The 18,708-nt window shown below is 39.3% G+C and carries 15 protein-coding genes; all 15 read left to right on the forward strand.

Annotated features, from left to right (window positions below; translation table 11 throughout):
• Window positions 1-49 precede the first annotated feature (49 nt).
• The 15 genes from mgtA (at window position 50) to IGI46_RS12420 (ending at window position 18,706) form a co-directional block, all read left to right on the forward strand.
• Entirely contained in the window at window positions 50-2,650 is a 2,601-nt protein-coding gene (gene mgtA, locus IGI46_RS12350; RefSeq protein WP_429964961.1) for a magnesium-translocating P-type ATPase, read from the forward strand.
• Window positions 2,651-3,034: 384 nt separating this feature from the next.
• Complete coding sequence (gene pdhA / locus IGI46_RS12355) at window positions 3,035-4,144, forward strand: pyruvate dehydrogenase (acetyl-transferring) E1 component subunit alpha (protein ID WP_429963413.1); 1,110 nt, start codon at window positions 3,035-3,037, stop codon at window positions 4,142-4,144.
• A 2-nt stretch (window positions 4,145-4,146) separates the two neighbouring features.
• Window positions 4,147-5,124: an alpha-ketoacid dehydrogenase subunit beta gene (locus tag IGI46_RS12360; RefSeq protein ID WP_429963414.1), complete on the forward strand. Its 978-nt coding sequence runs from the start codon at window positions 4,147-4,149 to the stop codon at window positions 5,122-5,124.
• 20 nt (window positions 5,125-5,144) lie between these two features.
• Entirely contained in the window at window positions 5,145-6,782 is a 1,638-nt protein-coding gene (locus IGI46_RS12365; protein ID WP_429973527.1) for a dihydrolipoyllysine-residue acetyltransferase, read from the forward strand.
• Between the two features lie 7 nt (window positions 6,783-6,789).
• Window positions 6,790-8,196, forward strand: a complete 1,407-nt coding sequence (lpdA, locus tag IGI46_RS12370; RefSeq protein WP_429969590.1) for a dihydrolipoyl dehydrogenase — start codon at window positions 6,790-6,792, stop codon at window positions 8,194-8,196.
• A gap of 1,036 nt (window positions 8,197-9,232) precedes the next feature.
• On the forward strand, window positions 9,233-10,339 hold the full coding sequence (locus tag IGI46_RS12375; RefSeq protein ID WP_429964962.1) for a tyrosine-type recombinase/integrase: 1,107 nt from the start codon (window positions 9,233-9,235) through the stop codon (window positions 10,337-10,339).
• Between the two features lie 408 nt (window positions 10,340-10,747).
• On the forward strand, window positions 10,748-11,674 hold the full coding sequence (locus IGI46_RS12380; protein ID WP_429963417.1) for a hypothetical protein: 927 nt from the start codon (window positions 10,748-10,750) through the stop codon (window positions 11,672-11,674).
• A gap of 21 nt (window positions 11,675-11,695) precedes the next feature.
• Entirely contained in the window at window positions 11,696-12,829 is a 1,134-nt protein-coding gene (locus IGI46_RS12385; protein ID WP_429964963.1) for a hypothetical protein, read from the forward strand.
• A gap of 87 nt (window positions 12,830-12,916) precedes the next feature.
• Entirely contained in the window at window positions 12,917-13,339 is a 423-nt protein-coding gene (lepB, locus tag IGI46_RS12390) for a signal peptidase I (protein ID WP_429963418.1), read from the forward strand.
• 2 nt (window positions 13,340-13,341) lie between these two features.
• Window positions 13,342-13,647 (forward strand): hypothetical protein, encoded by a 306-nt coding sequence (locus IGI46_RS12395; RefSeq protein WP_429963419.1) that lies wholly within the window; start codon window positions 13,342-13,344, stop codon window positions 13,645-13,647.
• On the forward strand, window positions 13,647-14,747 hold the full coding sequence (locus tag IGI46_RS12400; protein ID WP_429963420.1) for a glucosaminidase domain-containing protein: 1,101 nt from the start codon (window positions 13,647-13,649) through the stop codon (window positions 14,745-14,747). The genes IGI46_RS12395 and IGI46_RS12400 overlap by 1 nt, the downstream gene beginning before the upstream one ends.
• Before the next feature lie 13 nt (window positions 14,748-14,760).
• Entirely contained in the window at window positions 14,761-15,711 is a 951-nt protein-coding gene (locus IGI46_RS12405; RefSeq protein ID WP_429963421.1) for a signal peptidase I, read from the forward strand.
• A 60-nt stretch (window positions 15,712-15,771) separates the two neighbouring features.
• Window positions 15,772-17,088, forward strand: a complete 1,317-nt coding sequence (locus tag IGI46_RS12410) for a hypothetical protein (protein ID WP_429963422.1) — start codon at window positions 15,772-15,774, stop codon at window positions 17,086-17,088.
• Between the two features lie 41 nt (window positions 17,089-17,129).
• Window positions 17,130-17,864 (forward strand): LPXTG cell wall anchor domain-containing protein, encoded by a 735-nt coding sequence (locus IGI46_RS12415; RefSeq protein ID WP_429964964.1) that lies wholly within the window; start codon window positions 17,130-17,132, stop codon window positions 17,862-17,864.
• Complete coding sequence (locus IGI46_RS12420; protein ID WP_429963423.1) at window positions 17,861-18,706, forward strand: hypothetical protein; 846 nt, start codon at window positions 17,861-17,863, stop codon at window positions 18,704-18,706. Before IGI46_RS12415 ends, IGI46_RS12420 begins: the two co-directional genes overlap by 4 nt.
• The last annotated feature ends 2 nt before the right edge of the window (window positions 18,707-18,708 follow it).

The following is an 18,708-nucleotide window of genomic DNA, read 5'->3' on the forward strand; positions in this document are numbered from 1 at the left end:
AATGTAGGGAAGACACTGATTTTCTCTGCTGGTAGGAGGAAATATGATGATGAACAAAAAGAGCCTCATCACACGAAAAATAAGTAAAGATCAAGCGTTGAAAAAACTCGCATTATTACCGGATCGTGATTTGTTCCTGAATCTGCGAACATCTTTAAACGGATTATCAGAAGAAGATGCTAAAGCGAGACTGGAAGAATATGGTCCCAACGAAGTATCGGCTCAAAAGCCAACCCCTGCAATCATTTTGTTTCTTCAAGCATTTAATGATTTGTTTGTTTATGTATTGGCCTTATTAATGGTTGTCTCTTTTTTGACTTCTGATTATGAAGCAGCTGTGGTTATGGGAATAATGATTTTAGCCAGCGTGCTGATTACCTTTATTCAAGAATATCGTTCACAAAAAGCTAGTATTGAATTACGAGAAATGATCGAGAATACGGCCGCAATTACGCGTGAAGGCCAAACAAAAGAAATTCCAATGGATGAAGTGGTGCCGGGAGACATTTTAACTTTAGCAACTGGAGATATGATTCCAGCAGATGCAGTATTAATTTGGACGAAGGATTTATTTGTGAATCAGTCTTCTTTGACTGGAGAATCAATGCCAGTTGAAAAGTCTGCTTCCGTTGCTTCAGATGATGAGAACAATGCATTGGATATGTCAAACTTAGTTTTTATGGGAACGGACGTATTAAGTGGACAAGGTCGGGCAATTATCTTAAAGACTGGGCAACAGACTTTCTTTGGCGACATTGCGAAAAATGCCACAACCAAACGCGGCAAGACAACCTTTGATGTCGGTTTAGCCCGTGTCAGTAAAGTATTGTTGCGCTTGATTATGGTACTTTTCCCATTAGTGTTCTTAATTAATGGCATCACAAAAGGTGATTGGAGCAATGCATTTTTCTTCGCTATCGCTGTAGCAGTGGGCTTAACGCCAGAAATGTTACCAATGATTGTCAGCTCTAATTTAGCAAAAGGTGCCTTGACCTTGTCGAAGCATAAAGTGATTGTGAAAGAATTACCATCTATTCAAAATTTGGGTAGTATGGATGTCTTGTGTACGGATAAGACAGGAACCATCACCGAAGACCGAGTAGTATTGGTTCAGCATCTTGATCCTTTAGGTAAAGAAAACACTCAAGTATTGGATTTGGCCTTTCTGAATTCGAATTACCAAACAGGTTGGAAAAATCTGATGGACATTGCTGTGATTAATTACTATGAAGAAGAAAACCGGCAAGTGCCTTTTCAGTCGATTCAAAAAATTGACGAAATACCTTTTGATTTTTCTCGTCGCCGATTAACTGTCGTAGTAAAAGCTGATGAGCATCAATGGATGATTACAAAAGGTGCTGTTGAAGAAATGGCTTCTATATGTAAATATGTTGAAATTGATGGAGAGGTATTGGAATTTACTGAAGAACTGCATCAGGAATTACAGCAGGTTAATGAACGCATGAATCGTCAAGGGATGCGGGTGATCACAGTAGCTATAAAAAGGGATGCTCATGATGAAGCAGTTTATAGCACAGAAGACGAAAAAGATATGACTCTAATTGGATTCATGGGCTTCTTGGACCCTGCAAAAGAATCTGCAATTACTGCTATCTCTTCTTTACATGAACATGGAGTGGATGTAAAAGTTTTGACGGGTGACAACGCAATTGTAGCTCAAAAAGTTTGCCAAGATGTTGGAATTGATGCGGATAAATTTGTTCTAGGTAATCAAGTGGATCAGATGAGTGATGAAGAACTACAACAGGCTGCAGATAAAATTCACTTATTCGCTAAATTGAATCCTATGCAAAAAGCTAGAATTATTGAATCCTTACAGACAAAAGGTCACACAGTTGGCTTTATGGGCGATGGTATTAACGATGCACCTGCATTACGAAAAGCCGATGTAGGCATTTCAGTAGATACTGCTGCGGACATTACAAAGGATGCTAGTTCAATTATTCTTTTAGAAAAAAGCTTGGATGTACTAGAAAGTGGTGTAATCGAAGGCCGCCGAGTATTTAGTAACATGATGAAATATATTAAGATTACCATCAGTTCCAATTTTGGAAATGTGTTCTCAATCTTAATTGCTAGTGCTTTCCTACCATTTCTGCCAATGCTTTCTTTACAGTTGCTATTGCAAAACTTGATCTATGATTTTGCTCAACTGACTATACCTTGGGACAACGTAGACGACGAGGAATTATTAACACCAACGAAATGGGAAACAAAAGGACTAATGAAATTCACTGTTTGTATCGGTCCAGTCAGCTCCATTTTCGATGTGATTACTTTCCTAGTTATGTGGTTTGTATTTGGGGCAAATACGGTAGCAAATCAAAGCTTATTCCAAACCGGCTGGTTCATGGTTGGATTAGCTACGCAAGCTTTAGTCGTACTGATGGTAAGAACCCGAAAAGTTCCATTCATTCAAAGTCGACCTTCCTTGCCAGTTTTTAGCAGTATCATGGCTGCAGTCGTTTTAGGAATGATTATTGTTTTATCACCATTCCGCGAACAATTTGAATTTGTGCAATTACCTGCTAGCTACTGGATTTGGTTTGTAGGGATTGTAGCTGCATATATGGCTGCAGTTCAATTTGCTAAGTTCCTTTATATAAAAATTGCAAAAGAATGGATCTAATTGTAACAGAGTAACGAATTTCGTTACTCTGTTTCTTTTTTTGCATTTACAATAATAACTCCTAGTTTAGATCGTTTCTAATTTCACATGGAAATTACTTAACATAAGATAATTAAAGAACCTTAATATAGCGATCCTTTAGGCAAGAGATTAGGTAGAACGTTTTCAGTATTTAAAGAAAAAGAAACTTGAAATAAGAAGAGTTTGTTTTTTTTGTCACAATTCGCTGGAGAAAATCGCTTCATTTTCTTCAAAATACTACAGCATATTGGTTGTCTTTCAGTAATAAAAATGTTACTTTAGATATGTAAGCAACAGAACAATGATACAGATTGAAGGTCTGTATCACTTTCTAAAGACTTAAAGAGAGGATTGTGTTACAACATGGCAGAGAAAAAGAATGCAATTGATTTTGAAGCCCTACTGGAAAAGATCAACGCAGATTTCCCAGTATATCAGGCACTTGATCAAGAGGGGAAAGTCGTAAATGAGGATTTGATTCCTGAATTGACTGACGAAGAATTAGTAGAATTGATGACAAGAATGGTTTGGTCTCGTGTGTTGGATCAACGTTCAACTGCATTGAACCGTCAAGGACGCCTGGGCTTCTATGCACCAACAGCAGGACAGGAAGCAAGTCAACTTGCCAGCCATTTCGCTTTTGAAAAAGAAGATGTTTTACTTCCAGGTTATCGTGATGTACCTCAACTTGTTCAACACGGACTTCCATTGTCTGAAGCTTTCCTATGGTCTCGCGGTCATGTTGCCGGAAACTTATATGCTGATGACTTGCAAGCACTACCACCACAAATCATTATTGGTGCGCAATACGTGCAAGCAGCCGGAGTAGCATTAGGCTTGAAGAAACGTAAGAAAAAGAACGTTGTCTTCACTTACACTGGTGATGGTGGATCTTCTCAAGGTGATTTTTATGAAGCAATTAACTTTGCAGGTGCATATCATGCAAATGCAGTTTTCTATATCCAAAATAATGGTTTCGCGATTTCAACACCACGAGAAAAACAAACTGCAGCAGCAACACTTGCTCAAAAAGCAGTTGCAGCCGGAATTCCTGGTATTCAAGTAGATGGAATGGATCCATTAGCAATGTACACTGTTTCTAAAACGGCTCGTGAATGGGCAGCAAACGGAAATGGCCCAGTTTTAATCGAAGCTTTGACTTACCGTTATGGTCCACATACATTATCAGGGGATGACCCAACTCGTTACCGTACCAAAGATATGGATGACGAATGGCAGCAAAAAGATCCATTGGTTCGCTTCCGTAACTATTTAACAGAAAAAGGTTTATGGAATGAAGAAAAAGAAGAACAAGTGATTGAACAAACAAAAGAAGAGATCAAGCAAGCAATTGCTGATGCTGATCGGGCACCAAAACAAAAAGTATCTGATTTCTTGAAAAATATGTACGAAGTTCAACCACAAAATATTAAAGAACAAATTGAAACTTACGAAGCGAAGGAGTCGAAATAAAAATGGCACAAAAAACAATGATCCAAGCAATTACAGATGCCTTAGCTCTGATGCTTGAAAAAGATGAAGATGTCCTAGTTTTCGGTGAAGACGTTGGTAAAAACGGCGGTGTTTTCCGAGCAACAGAAGGATTGCAAGACAAATTTGGTGAAGAAAAAGTATTTGATACTCCTTTAGCAGAATCAGGTATCGGTGGTTTAGCTTTTGGTTTAGCACTTGAAGGCTTTCGTCCAGTTCCCGAAATTCAATTCTTCGGATTCGTTTTTGAAACCATGGACGAAATCGTAGGTCAAATGGCGCGTACTCGTTACCGTATGGGTAATACTCGTAACTTGCCAGTGACTGTTCGTGCACCGTTTGGTGGCGGCGTGCATACACCTGAGCTTCACTCAGATAACTTAGAAGGATTAATGGCTCAATCACCAGGTTTACGGGTGGTTATTCCATCAAATCCATACGATGCGAAAGGCTTGTTGATTGCATCAATCCGCAACAACGATCCAGTAGTCTTCTTGGAACATATGAAATTATATCGTTCGTTCCGTGAAGAAGTGCCGGAAGGAATTTATGAAGTGCCTTTGGATAAAGCAGCTGTCACTAAAGAAGGTTCTGATGTATCCATCATCACTTATGGTGCGATGGTTCGTGAAGCGGTTAAAGCAGCCGACAACTTGGCGAAAGAAAATATCAACGCTGAAATTATTGACCTGCGTACAGTTGCACCGCTAGATGTGGAAACAATTATCAAATCAGTTGAAAAAACTGGTCGGGTAGTCGTTGTCCAAGAAGCGCAAAAACAAGCAGGTGTTTCTGCTCAAGTCATTTCCGAAATTTCCGAACGTGCTATTCTTTCATTAGAAGCACCAATTGGACGTGTTTCTGCTCCAGATACGATTTTCCCATTTGGACAAGCAGAAGGCATCTGGCTTCCTAATGCAGCAGATATCGAAGCAAAAGTGAAAGAAATCGTAGAGTTTTAAGAAAAGGAGCGAATACAAACATGGCTTTCCAATTCAAGCTGCCAGACATTGGCGAAGGTATCGCAGAAGGTGAAATCGTAAAATGGTTCGTAAAACCAGGCGATAAAATCGAAGAAGACGATACATTACTAGAAGTACAAAATGATAAATCTGTGGAGGAAATTCCATCTCCAGTAACTGGAACAATTAAAAAAATTGTAGTCGAAGAAGGGACTGTCGCAAATGTTGGCGATATCCTAGTTGAAATCGATGCTCCTGGACATGAGGACGATAGTGAAGAAGCTTCTCCAGCACCTGCTGAAGCTCAAACACCAGCTCATCCAGCGGCTGAACCAACTGAAGCTGCTAGTAATAACGACGGAGGCGGAGTCTTCCAATTCAAATTACCAGATATTGGTGAAGGAATTGCTGAAGGCGAAATCGTAAAATGGTTCGTTAAGGATGGCGACAAGATCGAAGAAGACGATACATTATTAGAAGTACAAAACGATAAATCAGTGGAAGAAATTCCATCTCCAGTAACTGGAACAATCAAAAAGATTATTGTCGAAGAAGGTACGGTTGCTAACGTAGGAGACGTTTTAGTAGAAATTGATGCACCTGGACACAACAGCGATACAGCAACTGCTGCACCAGCTGAAGCAAGCAAATCAACCGAAGCAGTTGAAACATCTGCTGAAGCAGGACCGGTTGTTGAAGCAGCTGATCCAAACAAACGTGTCTTGGCTATGCCGTCGGTTCGCCAATATGCTCGTGAGAAAGATATTGATATTACTCAAGTCAGCGCAACAGGTAAAGGCGGCCGAGTAACTAAGAAAGATATTGATGCTTTTTCTTCTGGTGGTCAACAAGCCAGCGCACCAGCTGAAAGTCAGGAAGCACCACAAGCTTCTGCTTCAACTGAATCAGCGAAATCAGCAGCACCAGCGAAACCATTCACTTCTAACATGGGAGAAATGGAAACTCGTGAAAAGCTAACACCAATGCGCAAAGCAATTTCTAAAGCAATGGTTAACAGTAAACACACTGCACCTCACGTAACCTTGCATGACGAAGTTGAAGTATCTAAACTTTGGGATCATCGTAAGAAATTCAAACAGGTTGCAGCGGATAACGGCACGAAGTTAACCTTCCTGCCATATGTTGTTAAAGCCTTAACTGCAACGGTTAAAAAATATCCAGTCTTGAATGCTTCAATTGATGATGCAGCTCAAGAAATTGTCTACAAAAATTATTACAATATCGGTATCGCAACAGATACGGATGCTGGTTTGTATGTACCAAATATCAAAAATGCTAACATGAAGGGCATGTTTGCAATCGCTGATGAAATCAACGAAAAAGCAGCAATGGCTCATGACGGTAAACTTTCCGCTGACGATATGCGTAACGGAACAATTACAATTTCAAATATCGGTTCAGTAGGCGGCGGCTTCTTTACACCAGTCATCAACTACCCTGAAGTAGCCATTCTAGGTGTGGGCACGATTGCTCAACAACCAATTGTGAATGCTGAAGGTGAATTAGCTGTTGGCCGCGTAATGAAACTTTCACTAAGCTTTGACCACCGTATTGTCGATGGTGCAACTGCTCAACAAGCCATGAACAACATCAAACGTCTATTGGCTGAACCAGAATTATTACTAATGGAAGGATGATAGAAGCATGGTAGTTGGAGATTTTGCTATTGAATTAGATACAGTCGTGATCGGTTCCGGACCTGGCGGATATGTTGCCGCTATCCGGGCCGCTGAAATGGGACAAACGGTTGCCATCATTGAACGAGAATTCATCGGAGGCGTTTGTTTAAACGTCGGATGTATTCCTTCAAAAGCCCTAATTTCAGCTGGACATCATTACCAAGAAGCGTTGGATTCTTCAACCTTTGGTGTGACTGCCGAGAACGTTAAATTAGACTTTGAAAAAACCCAAGAATGGAAAGAAAACGGCGTGGTTAACAAATTAACTTCTGGCGTAAAATTCCTATTGAAGAAACACAAAGTTGAAATTATTGAAGGAGAAGCCTTCTTTGTGGATGATAAAACGTTGCGCGTGATCCACCCGGATTCTGCGCAAACTTATTCATTTAACAATGCGATTATCGCGACTGGATCACGCCCAATCGAAATCCCAGGCTTCAAATTTGGTGGACGAGTATTAGATTCAACTGGTGGTTTGTCATTGAAAGAAGTACCGAAAAAGTTTGTTATCATTGGTGGCGGCGTAATCGGTGCTGAGCTAGGTGCTGCGTATGCTAACCTAGGTTCAGAAGTAACCATTATTGAAGGAACACCACAAATTTTACCTACTTACGAAAAAGATATGGTTAAAATTGTTGAGGAAGACTTCAAGAAAAAAGGCGTAAAAATCGTTACTTCAGCAATGGCTCGTGAAGCCGTTGACAATGGTGACAGTGTAAGCGTCCGTTATGAAGTAGATGGCAAGGAAGAAACTGTCGAAGCAGATTACGTAATGGTAACTGTTGGCCGTCGTCCTAACACAAATGATATGGGATTAGAACAAGCTGGTGTTGAAATGAACGAACGCGGACTAATTCAAGTGGATAAACAAGGGCGCACCAATATTCCAAATATTTACGCGATCGGGGATATTGTACCTGGAGCAGCGCTAGCTCACAAAGCTAGCTATGAAGCAAAAATTGCTGCTGAGGCCATTTCTGGTAAAAAAGTAGCTGTAGACTATAAAGCAATGCCAGCTGTTGCCTTTACTGATCCAGAATTAGCTTCTGTTGGTATGACTATTAAGGAAGCTAAAGAAGCAGGACTTGAAGCAAAAGCTTTCAAATTCCCATTCTCTGGGAACGGACGTGCGTTGTCCTTAGCTAAAACAGAAGGGTTTATCCGTTTAGTGACTACTGTTGAAGACAATGTAATTATCGGTGCACAAATTGCTGGTGTTGGTGCCAGTGACATGGTTTCCGAATTAGCATTGGCAATCGAATCAGGCATGAATGCAGAAGATATTGCATTAACTATTCACCCACACCCATCTTTAGGAGAAATTGTGATGGATGCTTCTGAGTTAGCTCTTGGAATGCCAATCCACATTTAGTATAAATTAAATTCTCAATCAGACAATACCTCTTTTGTATTGTCTGATTTTTTTGTGCCTTGAAAACTACTTACTATGCTGGTGGTTCCATTGAGGCTCAAGAGTGGTAATAAAAAAGCTTTCTAAAACGCTAAATTGATAAAGGGTGACTGACCACATCATAAACAAATTAGGCGGTGTCCAGATAAAGAAGCACAAGGGAAGTTCATTACACACAAGTAGGAAATGTAAGGTCACATCGTATTTGCCCCAAAATTTCGGAAACGTATCGTTTACGAATAAAAAGAAATAGAAAGAGATTCACTAAAGGTGGTACGCAAGGAAGCCTCTTCAGAATGCCTTTGAATCTTGACCGATAAAAGAGGCTTTTAAGCCACAATCAAAACCACCTGTTCATACTGGTGGTTTTGATTGTGGCTTAAAAAAAGGAAACAAATATAAAGATTATCAAAAAAAAGTTTCATTACGACTTACAAAGAAAGATAACGATATATTTTCTCTATGATCAATCTTGGAAAGCATAATTTTTTCAGATTTGAAGGTAGTAATAATCTATTAAAAGAATTTTTAAAAACTAAAGTTAGATAGTTTTAGATATATTTTTGTTAGATTAAACTGGAAGTTTTAAAATGGTTTGGTTGTTAATTAGAAAAAAACATAATGCAGAAAGTTGATGATAAATTTTTGAGGAAATTATATAATAAGTTCTTGAGCAAATCTAATTGCTTATTTTATTTACAGAGTTAGGAATGAAAAATATTGTTGCTATTAAAAGAGTAGAATTTTCTTAGTTTTAGTAAGACCATGAAGAAGGAGGATTAGAAACAATGCTTGTTTATTTTTTCTTTACTTCACGTTTTTTATTATAGATTACGAAGAAAAAATACGCAATATCTTTTTAAAAAATAATCAAAATAAATTTTTGACACTTAGATGGCACGAAATGCTAGTTCAAAAAACTGACAACAACGGTATTAATAGAATAGAATCTATTTACCGTCAAAATTACCGTCGATTTTTAGAAAAGGAGAAAAACATGCGTAGAGGCGAAAATATCTATCGAAGAAAAGATAAAAGATGGGAAGGAAGGTATCCAATTGGAAAAAAATCCAATGGCAAAACTAAATATGGATCAGTGTACGGTAAAACTTTGCAGGCCGTTCGTAAGAAGCTTTATCCACTTAAATTAAAATATCAACTAATTCAGGAAATTCAAGGCAACTCTGCTATTTCTTTACAGGAATGGGGAGATATATGGCTAAATGAAACAAGTGTTGCCATTAAACAATCTACATATGCAAACTATAAACACAAATTGAACCACTATGTACTTTCAGTGATTGGTCAGTATCGCTTAAATGAGCTAAATGAGAACATTAGTGAAGAATTACTTCAGTCACTTCAAGAGCGTGAACTAAAAGCTTCAACAATTCACTCGATTTTTCGAATTGTGAATCAATGTGTGAATTTTGCTGTTCATAAAAAACTCATTAAGGAAAATCCATTTAAATCAATTAAACTTCCAAAGGTAATCAAGGAAAAAAATCAGGCCCTTACATTACAAGAACAACATCAGTTAGAAAAGGCTGCTTTATGTGAAAAAAATGGAAATGGTCTACCTGTATTTTTAGCCCTTCATGCTGGCTTACGAATTGGTGAAATCGCAGCCCTAAGCTGGAAAGACATTGATTTTCAATATAATCTGATCCATATTAAAACGACTTACCAGCGAACTTTGAATGTCAGAGAAGGCAGTAAAACAATATTAATATATACAGATTCCAAGACTCATTCCGCTACTAGAACTATTCCAATGAGTGAAAGACTAAAGCGGATTTTAATTCAACAAAAAATAGAATCTTCCAGTACTTTTGTTGTTTCGAATAAGCAGAAACCGGTTGAACCGCGCCTATTAACATATCGTTTTCATGCAATTCGGCGTAAAGCTGGTTTAGATAAAATCCATTTCCATCAGCTTCGTCATACATTTGCTACTCGTTGTCTTGAAAGCAACGGAGATGTTGTAAGTGTGAGTGCCTTAATGGGGCACAGCTCCACACAGATGACTTTGGATACTTATGCTGGTTCGTTAATGAAACAGCGTATCCAAGTTATAGCACAAATGGAAAAAGCAATTAGCTAAAACGTTTTCAAAAATAACTGAAATACGTTATAGCGGGTCTTTTTTTATCTTTTTCCAAGAAAACGCTTACATTGTGGATAGTTTAAAAAAAGTAGATTCATTAATTCTTGTTGAGTTAAGATTCTTCTTACTAATGATTTTACTGATTAAATGACATGTTTTAAATCTTTTGGGACATTAAATATAAATATTTAACCCGTCAGTTACCGTCAAATGGTAGCTCTTTTTTGTTGTTGCATAGTTTTCTTTGAGACTTTTCTTAGTTTTACTAAAACTAAGAAAGAAAATCAAGTCTCTCTTAGTAAAAAGTATATCACGGACCTAAGGAAAGAGGTGAAATTAGAAGGAAATTATTAGAAAAGTTATAGATCCTTAAAGAAACAAAAGTAGAGCAAAGGAGGAGCCTGAATGTTCGGGTTTGGCAAGCAAAAAAGAGACGCATATCAGGAACAGCAACAAGATGACTATTTTTATGATGAGTATGATAACAAAGGGTATGAAGGAGAGTACGAATATGATTCGTATCCAGAAGATGATTTTGAACGCCCAGTTGAAACATATTCTGAATATGGTCGTAATGATCGGAACAGACCGCGAAGAAGAGCGAACATTGATGAATATTATGACCAACGATATGAGAAACAATCTAACAATGAAGAGCGAATAAATTTCTCCCAAGATATTGATAGAGACTCCGCAGCACAACAGGAATCTATAACTCAGCAAGAGATTGAGCGTTTGGAGGAAACTGTATCACAGCTAAAGTATCAATTAGAAATTAAACATACTGAAATGACCAATATGGCATCTAGTCTAACGGAAAAAGAACAAAGTTTACAAGAACAAAAAATGGACAAAGAAAAAGCCATCCAAAAGCTGCAAGAACAGATTAAACAACAATTAAAGGATCAGAAAATTGATCACGAGGAACAACTGGATCAAATAGGCGAGCAAAACAAACAGTTAAGGACACAATTACAAAACAATCAAAAGGATCAATCAGAAGCTTTAGTGCAAGCGCACTTGCAAATTGAAGAACTAAAAAAGGCTCAAACAGATAATGAAGAAATGAAGGCTGAATTGGCAACTATTCTGATTGAAACCAAGAAACAGGAACGTGCCATTTTAGAACGCGCAGAGTTTGAAGCTAAAGGAATTCGAAGTCAGGCCGAACAAGAAGCTCACCAAGTACTTCATGATGCTTCTCTTGAATTGCGTGTGATGAAGCAGGAAATAAAAAATTACCGCAAACGTCTACGATCTGTGCAGGAAGAAACAACACAATTTTTTGTGCGTTTATTGGCTAACAGTGATGCATTGCTAGAAGATGAATAGCAGAAAGGGTGAACGTTGGTGATGCAATTCGATAGTCAAGTGACCTTATACCCTACCCCTGCTCCTGCAATGCAGGAGGAACTAATTTCGTTTCCGGTTTTAGTAGAAATCGAAAAAACTTGTGAATATCTATATGCACCTCACGGAACATTAAGCAATGAACAACGAGAAAAAATTCTTCAACATTTTCAACAGTTGTTTCAATTTATGGATAGCAGTTACCATGTTGAGTTGTTAATCGCAGCAGAAGGATTTGACTGGTCAGATTTTTGGCAGGCAATCCATCAATTCTTTCCGCAATTTGCGTGGACGAAGATCCAAACGGAACCTCCTAAGTACGGGAGACAAACGTATCGTGTTGATTTTATACCTCTGGTCTATCAAGAAACAGGTTTTCCTTTTGCTGTTCGTTTGGAAGAAAGCTTAAGCCAGCAATTCCCACTTTTGGAATCAGACCCAGTCAAGCATGTTGAACAATTGATAAAAGACTTAGGCGAACAACACATAAAGAAAACAACAAACGAAAATTCAGAAGTAGTTAATCAGACTGAAACACAAGCAGTAGAGACGATGTTTAATCCTGTTCAAGAAGAGAATGTTCGACAAGAGAGTCAAAGCAAGGCTCGTCTAAGGGCAGTCAATCAGAAGCTTGAAATGGTCATTGAAAAGCTTGAACTTTCTATGCTTCACAGCGGTATTCAATACTTTGATCAAGATTACACCAAAGAGGAAAGCGACTGGGATAAACGGTTAACAATCAGCTTACGAGAGTATACCTACCTATTGCAAAAAGCTCGCTTTTTAGAGCAAATGTGGAATTTGAATGGTGAAATGATTAATAAGACTGAAAAAATGACTGTTACAGGTAATAAATTAGTTTACGAACGAGATCAAGTGAAGCAGATTAAAGCAAACCTTTCTACACGGGATATTCATTTTGTACTGTATGAATGCCAAGTTATTGAATCTCGAGCTAAGGTCCATACTAGACCCTGGTTTAGAAAACCCTATGTGAAACTGATGAAAATGGATTACGACAATTTATTGGGGAAAGCTGCTTACTTTGATCTTTTGCAAGGTGAGAGCTCGATACTAGAAAAATATGTAAGAGAGCATAAGGAAATTTCACCTAACTTTGCCCAGGAGGTTGGCTGAGGTAAAAAGGACAAATCTATTGGCCAAAGAAGTTATTCAGTCAGGTTTGTTGGCTTACTCATTTCCACTTACTTAGTTTTTTTAAGTTTGTTCCGGCTTTATTCTTGGCTTTATCCTAAATATTCAGTTAGTGGTGAATCTATGAATCCAACATTTTGGGAACAGGAACTGGTCCAAGTGATATCACATCACAAACCTAATCGTTTTGACGTAGTAGTACTTCATCCTCCAGACGATCCTGAAGCGTTGTACCTTAAAAGAGTTGTTGGACTACCAGGAGAGCGGATTGACGTTAAAGGTGGTCAATTATTTATTAGTGGGAAAGTAATTGCTGACAGATTTGCATCCGAAACAGATTCATTTGACTGGGATGACCTGTATGACCAGCCGATCCCTCCAAATTATTATTTTGTGCTTGGAGATAATCGGGCCATTTCGAAAGATAGTCGAATGTTTGGTTTGGTTGCAGAAAAACAAATTTTAGGAATTGTCGAAGAGGGGAACAAATAAGTATGAAGACATTACAAGAAAAAATTGAATGGTATTCTTTTTGGTACTGGGTATATTGGCTCTTCTCTTTGGTTGTACTTTTGGGAGTTATTGTGTTGGGAATCTTCTTCTACTTTACTGATTTTCAGGAGGTTGTAACGGTCAGCCAATTATTTTTACTACTGTTATTGATGATATTAGCTGTTTATTTACGAATGACAGCTTTACATTATCACAGTGTTCTATTGAAACTTCAACAAACGGCAGCGAGACCAAGAAAACCGAGAGAACGCCCTCAACCACGTCCACAAGAAAGGCGGAACCCTTAATGAAGGGTAAGATTTTACTTGGTAGTTTAGTAACAGGCATTTTTATCACTACGGGTTATCAAACACAAATAGAGCTGATAGTATCAGCTGAAACGAAGGAATTAGTTTCGTCTCAGCAGGGGGCCGTATCTAGTGTGGCAGCTAGCAACACCGCTGTCAGTACAACTAGTGGAAAACCAATAGCATCAACTAGTTCTTCAGTAGATTTTTCTACAGAAGAAATTATGGAAAGTGAGTCAGTAGAATGGAAACCGACCGCTTCAATAACTACATCGAAGGAATCAGAAAAGGCAACAGAAGAGTCAGTTGCAGTTGCTTCACAGACAGTTCCGGAAGCAGTTGTCAAAGATCAGATATCCGTAGTACCTGCAACGAAGGTAGAAGAGAATTACCAGCTTTCGGTGACAAAGAATCAAACGACCGAAGAATTCATCCAAACAATTGGAAAAGATGCTCAGGCGATTGCCTGGAACGAAGACATATATGCCTCAGTGATGATCGCACAGGCAATTTTAGAAACCGGATCTGGAAACAGTCAATTGGCTCGTCCGCCGTATCATAATTTGTTTGGAATTAAAGGCAGTTATCAAGGAAAGCAAGTGTCCTTTAGTACCCAAGAGGATAAAGGCGACGGACAACTCTATACGATCCGTTCAGCTTTTCGCCAGTATCCCAGCTATAAAGACTCATTGGAAGATTATGCTTCCCTTTTGAAAAAAGGACCTTCAGGAAATACTGGTTTTTATCAAGAAACGTGGAAATCAAATGCAGCAACCTTCCGTGAAGCAGCGAAAGCCTTAACTGGAAAGTACGCAACCGATACGGCTTATGACAAGAAATTGATTGCACTAATCGAAGCATACAATTTAAGCTTCTATGATCAGGAGCCAGTGACAAATGATGAAGTAGAGCAAGAAAAACCAGCTACTGATCAAATCAAATCAGACGCTGTCGTAGAAGAAAAACAGATGACTGAAGCATCTAACGAAAGCAGCGGGCAAGAAATTCAGGTCAATCAAACAAAGCAACCTGTAATTGTTATTCCGCCTGCTGCTCAACGGCCAGCCAACCAGCTGACTGGCAATCGAATTGTCCAATGAAAGAAGGGGAGATATGTCGAGACAACGTGAATATCGGGATCATGATTATGATTTTGACGAACCGTCGTATCATGAACGTGCCCCTTCCAATCGCCGACCACCTAGAAGGGGTGACTATGAAGAGGATTATGACGACAGAAGACCGTATCCGCCCCAACGACCAGCTAATCGAAATCGTGAAGAGGGTGATCCACGACGGTTAGCTCAATCTCAGCACAATCCTTATCCAGCGCGAGGTGTGCCAGAACGTTATGGCAATCCACGACCAGCTGATTATGGCTATGAACGGCAGCGGACACCACCGCCAAGGGCGCGACCTCAAAGGCCGGTACCCACCCAACAAGGAATGCCACCCTTACAGGAGGCAAAGAAATCCACGAATCGTAAGATCTTCCTGTTCGTGTATAACCTATTCTTTTACACCTTAACGATTGGGATTTTATTGAGCTCTTTGATGTTTGCCTTTAGTGAAAAATCCGATACTGCTATCTTTGGTTATCGTTTCTATCAAGTCTTAACCAATTCGATGGCACCGCAACCCGATTCGCCTTCAAGAGGATTCTATGCTGGAGACATAGTGCTAGTGAAAATGACCGACGGCAGTCAGGTGAAAGAAGGCGACATTGTTACCTTCCAAGTTGGAGATGGGGATCGTTACCTAACACATAGAATGGTTGAGCGCTTAGACGAACTAAATGGGGAAAAAGGCGACTATATTGTTACTAAAGGGGATGCCAATAATAGTAAGGATCCACCGATTTCGGCAGACCGAGTTTACGGAAAAGTAACCTTTGTGATTCCGAAAATGGGTGGTGTTCTGAACTTTGTTCAGGAAAATCTGTGGTTGTGTTTAGTGTGTGTCTTATCAACGTTCGGGTTCTTCCTAGTTCTGAAAGCTTATTTTCTACAGCCAGAACCAGCGAGGAAACGAATGAAACAAAAGAATTATCCAAGAGGGGTATAACTGCTTGTATTTACAAGTATTTATATAAAAGTAAAAAAAGGATGTATAGGAGGAAAAGAAATGAAGAAGAATAGTAAGAAGAAAAAGCTGATGGCAGCTGCAGCAGCTCTAGCATTAATCGCAGCCATCTCCGGGACGTTTGCCTGGATTACTGCACAGGATCAACGGATTAACCGAGCGGAATCGGCAGCGGTTAATGACAACAGTGTAACGGTGAAAGAAACTTGGGAACCAAAACCATTGGTACCAGGAACCGAAGCAACCAAAGAAGTAGCCGTATCCAACACGGGTACAGCCAGTGTATTTGTTCGTGTATCTTACGAAGAAGTGTTGAAGCATTTGGATAAATTAGGTGCTGAAAAGTACGATTCAAGTTCAGTTACTGGAGCGAAATATACGTATGTGGCGAACGATTCAGGTTTGAACAAGCATATGCCGATCAATTTTAATGGGGATCAAACTTACAAAGATGGTTTTATTATTGTACCTGCGGGTCAGATTACCGGTTTAGCAACACCTGCAGATGACAACGTGAAGCTATTGGTTAAGGGTGGAAAAACAGTCGACGCAGTTACTGGCGTTGAAAAAATCAGTTACGAATCTAAATTAATGCATGAATACTTCACCCATGCAGATAACTCTGGAAAAAAACCTGGCGATGTTGGGTATGATGCAAGCAAAAACAAATATCAAGCAATGAGTTTTGATATTGCAGTGAACAATGAAAACAGTAGCCTTGATGCAAAAGACTGGAACTTTACCTTAAGTAATGTGAAATACGGTTACTATGAAAATGGCTATAAGAATACAGCCGTTAACTGGGCAAAATCTTCTCTACCAGATGAAGATGGTGCAGCGACAGGTCGAGCATTGCTTGGTACTGACGGTGTTCGTTATAGCGTAGATTACGACTATACTTTCGGTGGACTAGGTTATACCAATGCGGCTGGTCTTCCAACAGTAACACCAGCAACAGTAGCAGATCAAATCCCGACAGCAACTGGTAATAAGGGGGTTCAGGCAGATACAAACGGTTTAGGTAAGAATAATATCCGTATTGGATACAGTGCAGATATGACAAATACGACTGCTTTAGATAGTAATAAATGGGTTTACAACGCAGATGATGGCTGGTTCTATTACACAGTTCCAGTGAAATCAGGCGAAACAACGAAGAATCTATTAGAAAAACTAGTCTTTGAAAGTGCAATGGGTACTGAATACACCAATGCTTCGTATGATTTGATTGTGAAAATGGAAGCTGTTCAAGCCAATGCGGATGCGCTAATTGACACAGCAGGTTGGAACTTAGGTGAAGGTTCAGCACCAACTGGTGATACTTTACTAATTGTGAACAAACTTAAAGCAGGCATTTAATTGAAAAGGACACCATGAAATGAAGGGAGAAGTGGCAGATGTTGAGAAAACTTACAACAGTATTAAGCAGCATCCTGTGTTTCTGTTTCTTCTTTTGCAGTACGTACTCAGTACAAGCGGCAAAAGCACTTCCTCCCGGCATGGTGATCGGGGATTCTGAAGGAATGTATGCCACATCTGACGGAGAATATTATATTGATTTAGTGGATATTCTCCCAGGAGATGTGTACAAGAAAGAGATAACTATTCGTAGTTTGGACTTAGAAGACCCCTTTTCTTTAGGCATGCTGGTTGAAGAAATAGACTCAACCGGATCGTTAGATTGGAAAAACCACATTACCATGACCTTAACCTTGGATGGCGAACAAATCTATAAAGGCTCGCTATTAGGTGATAGCGGTAAAGATTGGAGTAAAGTCCCATTGGAATTAGGAGTATGTAAGTATGGAACAGATAAACTCATGATCGCTGAATTTGCGGTAGATTCCCAATTAACAAATGAAAATTTGCGGGAAAAAAGCGCGCTGAACTTCTACTGGACATTTGTAGGGACAAAAGATCAGCCGATCGAGCCAACTAAACCCTCTGTATCTGAAGAACCTACGCCTTCTATTGAAAACCCAACTTTACCTAAAATAGAACCCAGTGTTCAGTCAAACGGAAAGCGGTTGCCCCAAACGGGTGAACACATTGTCTACAAATTTCTATCAGGATTATTATTGGTCTTGATTGCCTTGTTCTTATGGAAAAAACGTCGAGAGGAGGAGGAGGTATGAGTCAGCGCGATAAGCGTCGTCATTTGTTCCATACATTTGTTAGAAGCAAAGGTCTGTTCGCCTTCTTCTCTCTTTTGTTGAGTTTATTATTAGTAACAGGAAGTACCTATGCCTGGATTACCTCCAATGATGAACGAGTAAATAGGACGGAAGCTAACCAAAGAAAACTGTCCGCCAAGATTGACGGAAATCTCGATATGGTTCGTCACTTCGCTCCTGGAACAAAGGAAGCAAAAGAAATACGGGTGACAAACAATGGAGAAGTTCCGGCAATTGTACGGCTATCATTAACCGAATCATTTGTTAGTTTTGAAACAGATGTGAAGGATAATCATAGTCCGGGCAATGGAAATGGGGATCTTATGTCTTATGGAACCCCGGTTCTTCCGGTTATAAGCTTGAAGGATACTAGTACCTGGATTGTCGGCAAGACCTATGAAATCAGTGCAAATAAGCATTATAAAGCCAATCATGTATTGAAGGATCTGCCATATGTCTATCAAGGAACACGACCAGAACCTATGCCTGCGATTCAACTAAATTTTACAAGCGGGAAGGTATTTGACAGCAACACGCAACCATCGGGGACAGACTCTGCTTACTGGTATTACGAGAATGGTTTCTTTTATTATTCAGAAGTACTTAAAGCTGGAGAAAGCTCCACCAGTTTATTAACTAGTGTTACGTTAAATCCAGCCTATTTGAATCAGTATAAAGGAGCTTTTTACAAATTGGTTCCTGAAATGGATGCCCACGATATTACCAGAGAATTGTACTCTGATTGGGGGATTTCTTCTACTGATTTCGCCTATAACATGTACCAGGACCAACTATATAAATAAGG

Source organism: Enterococcus sp. AZ163 (assembly GCF_050498925.1).
GTDB classification, from domain to species: domain Bacteria; phylum Bacillota; class Bacilli; order Lactobacillales; family Enterococcaceae; genus Enterococcus_A; species Enterococcus_A ferrettii.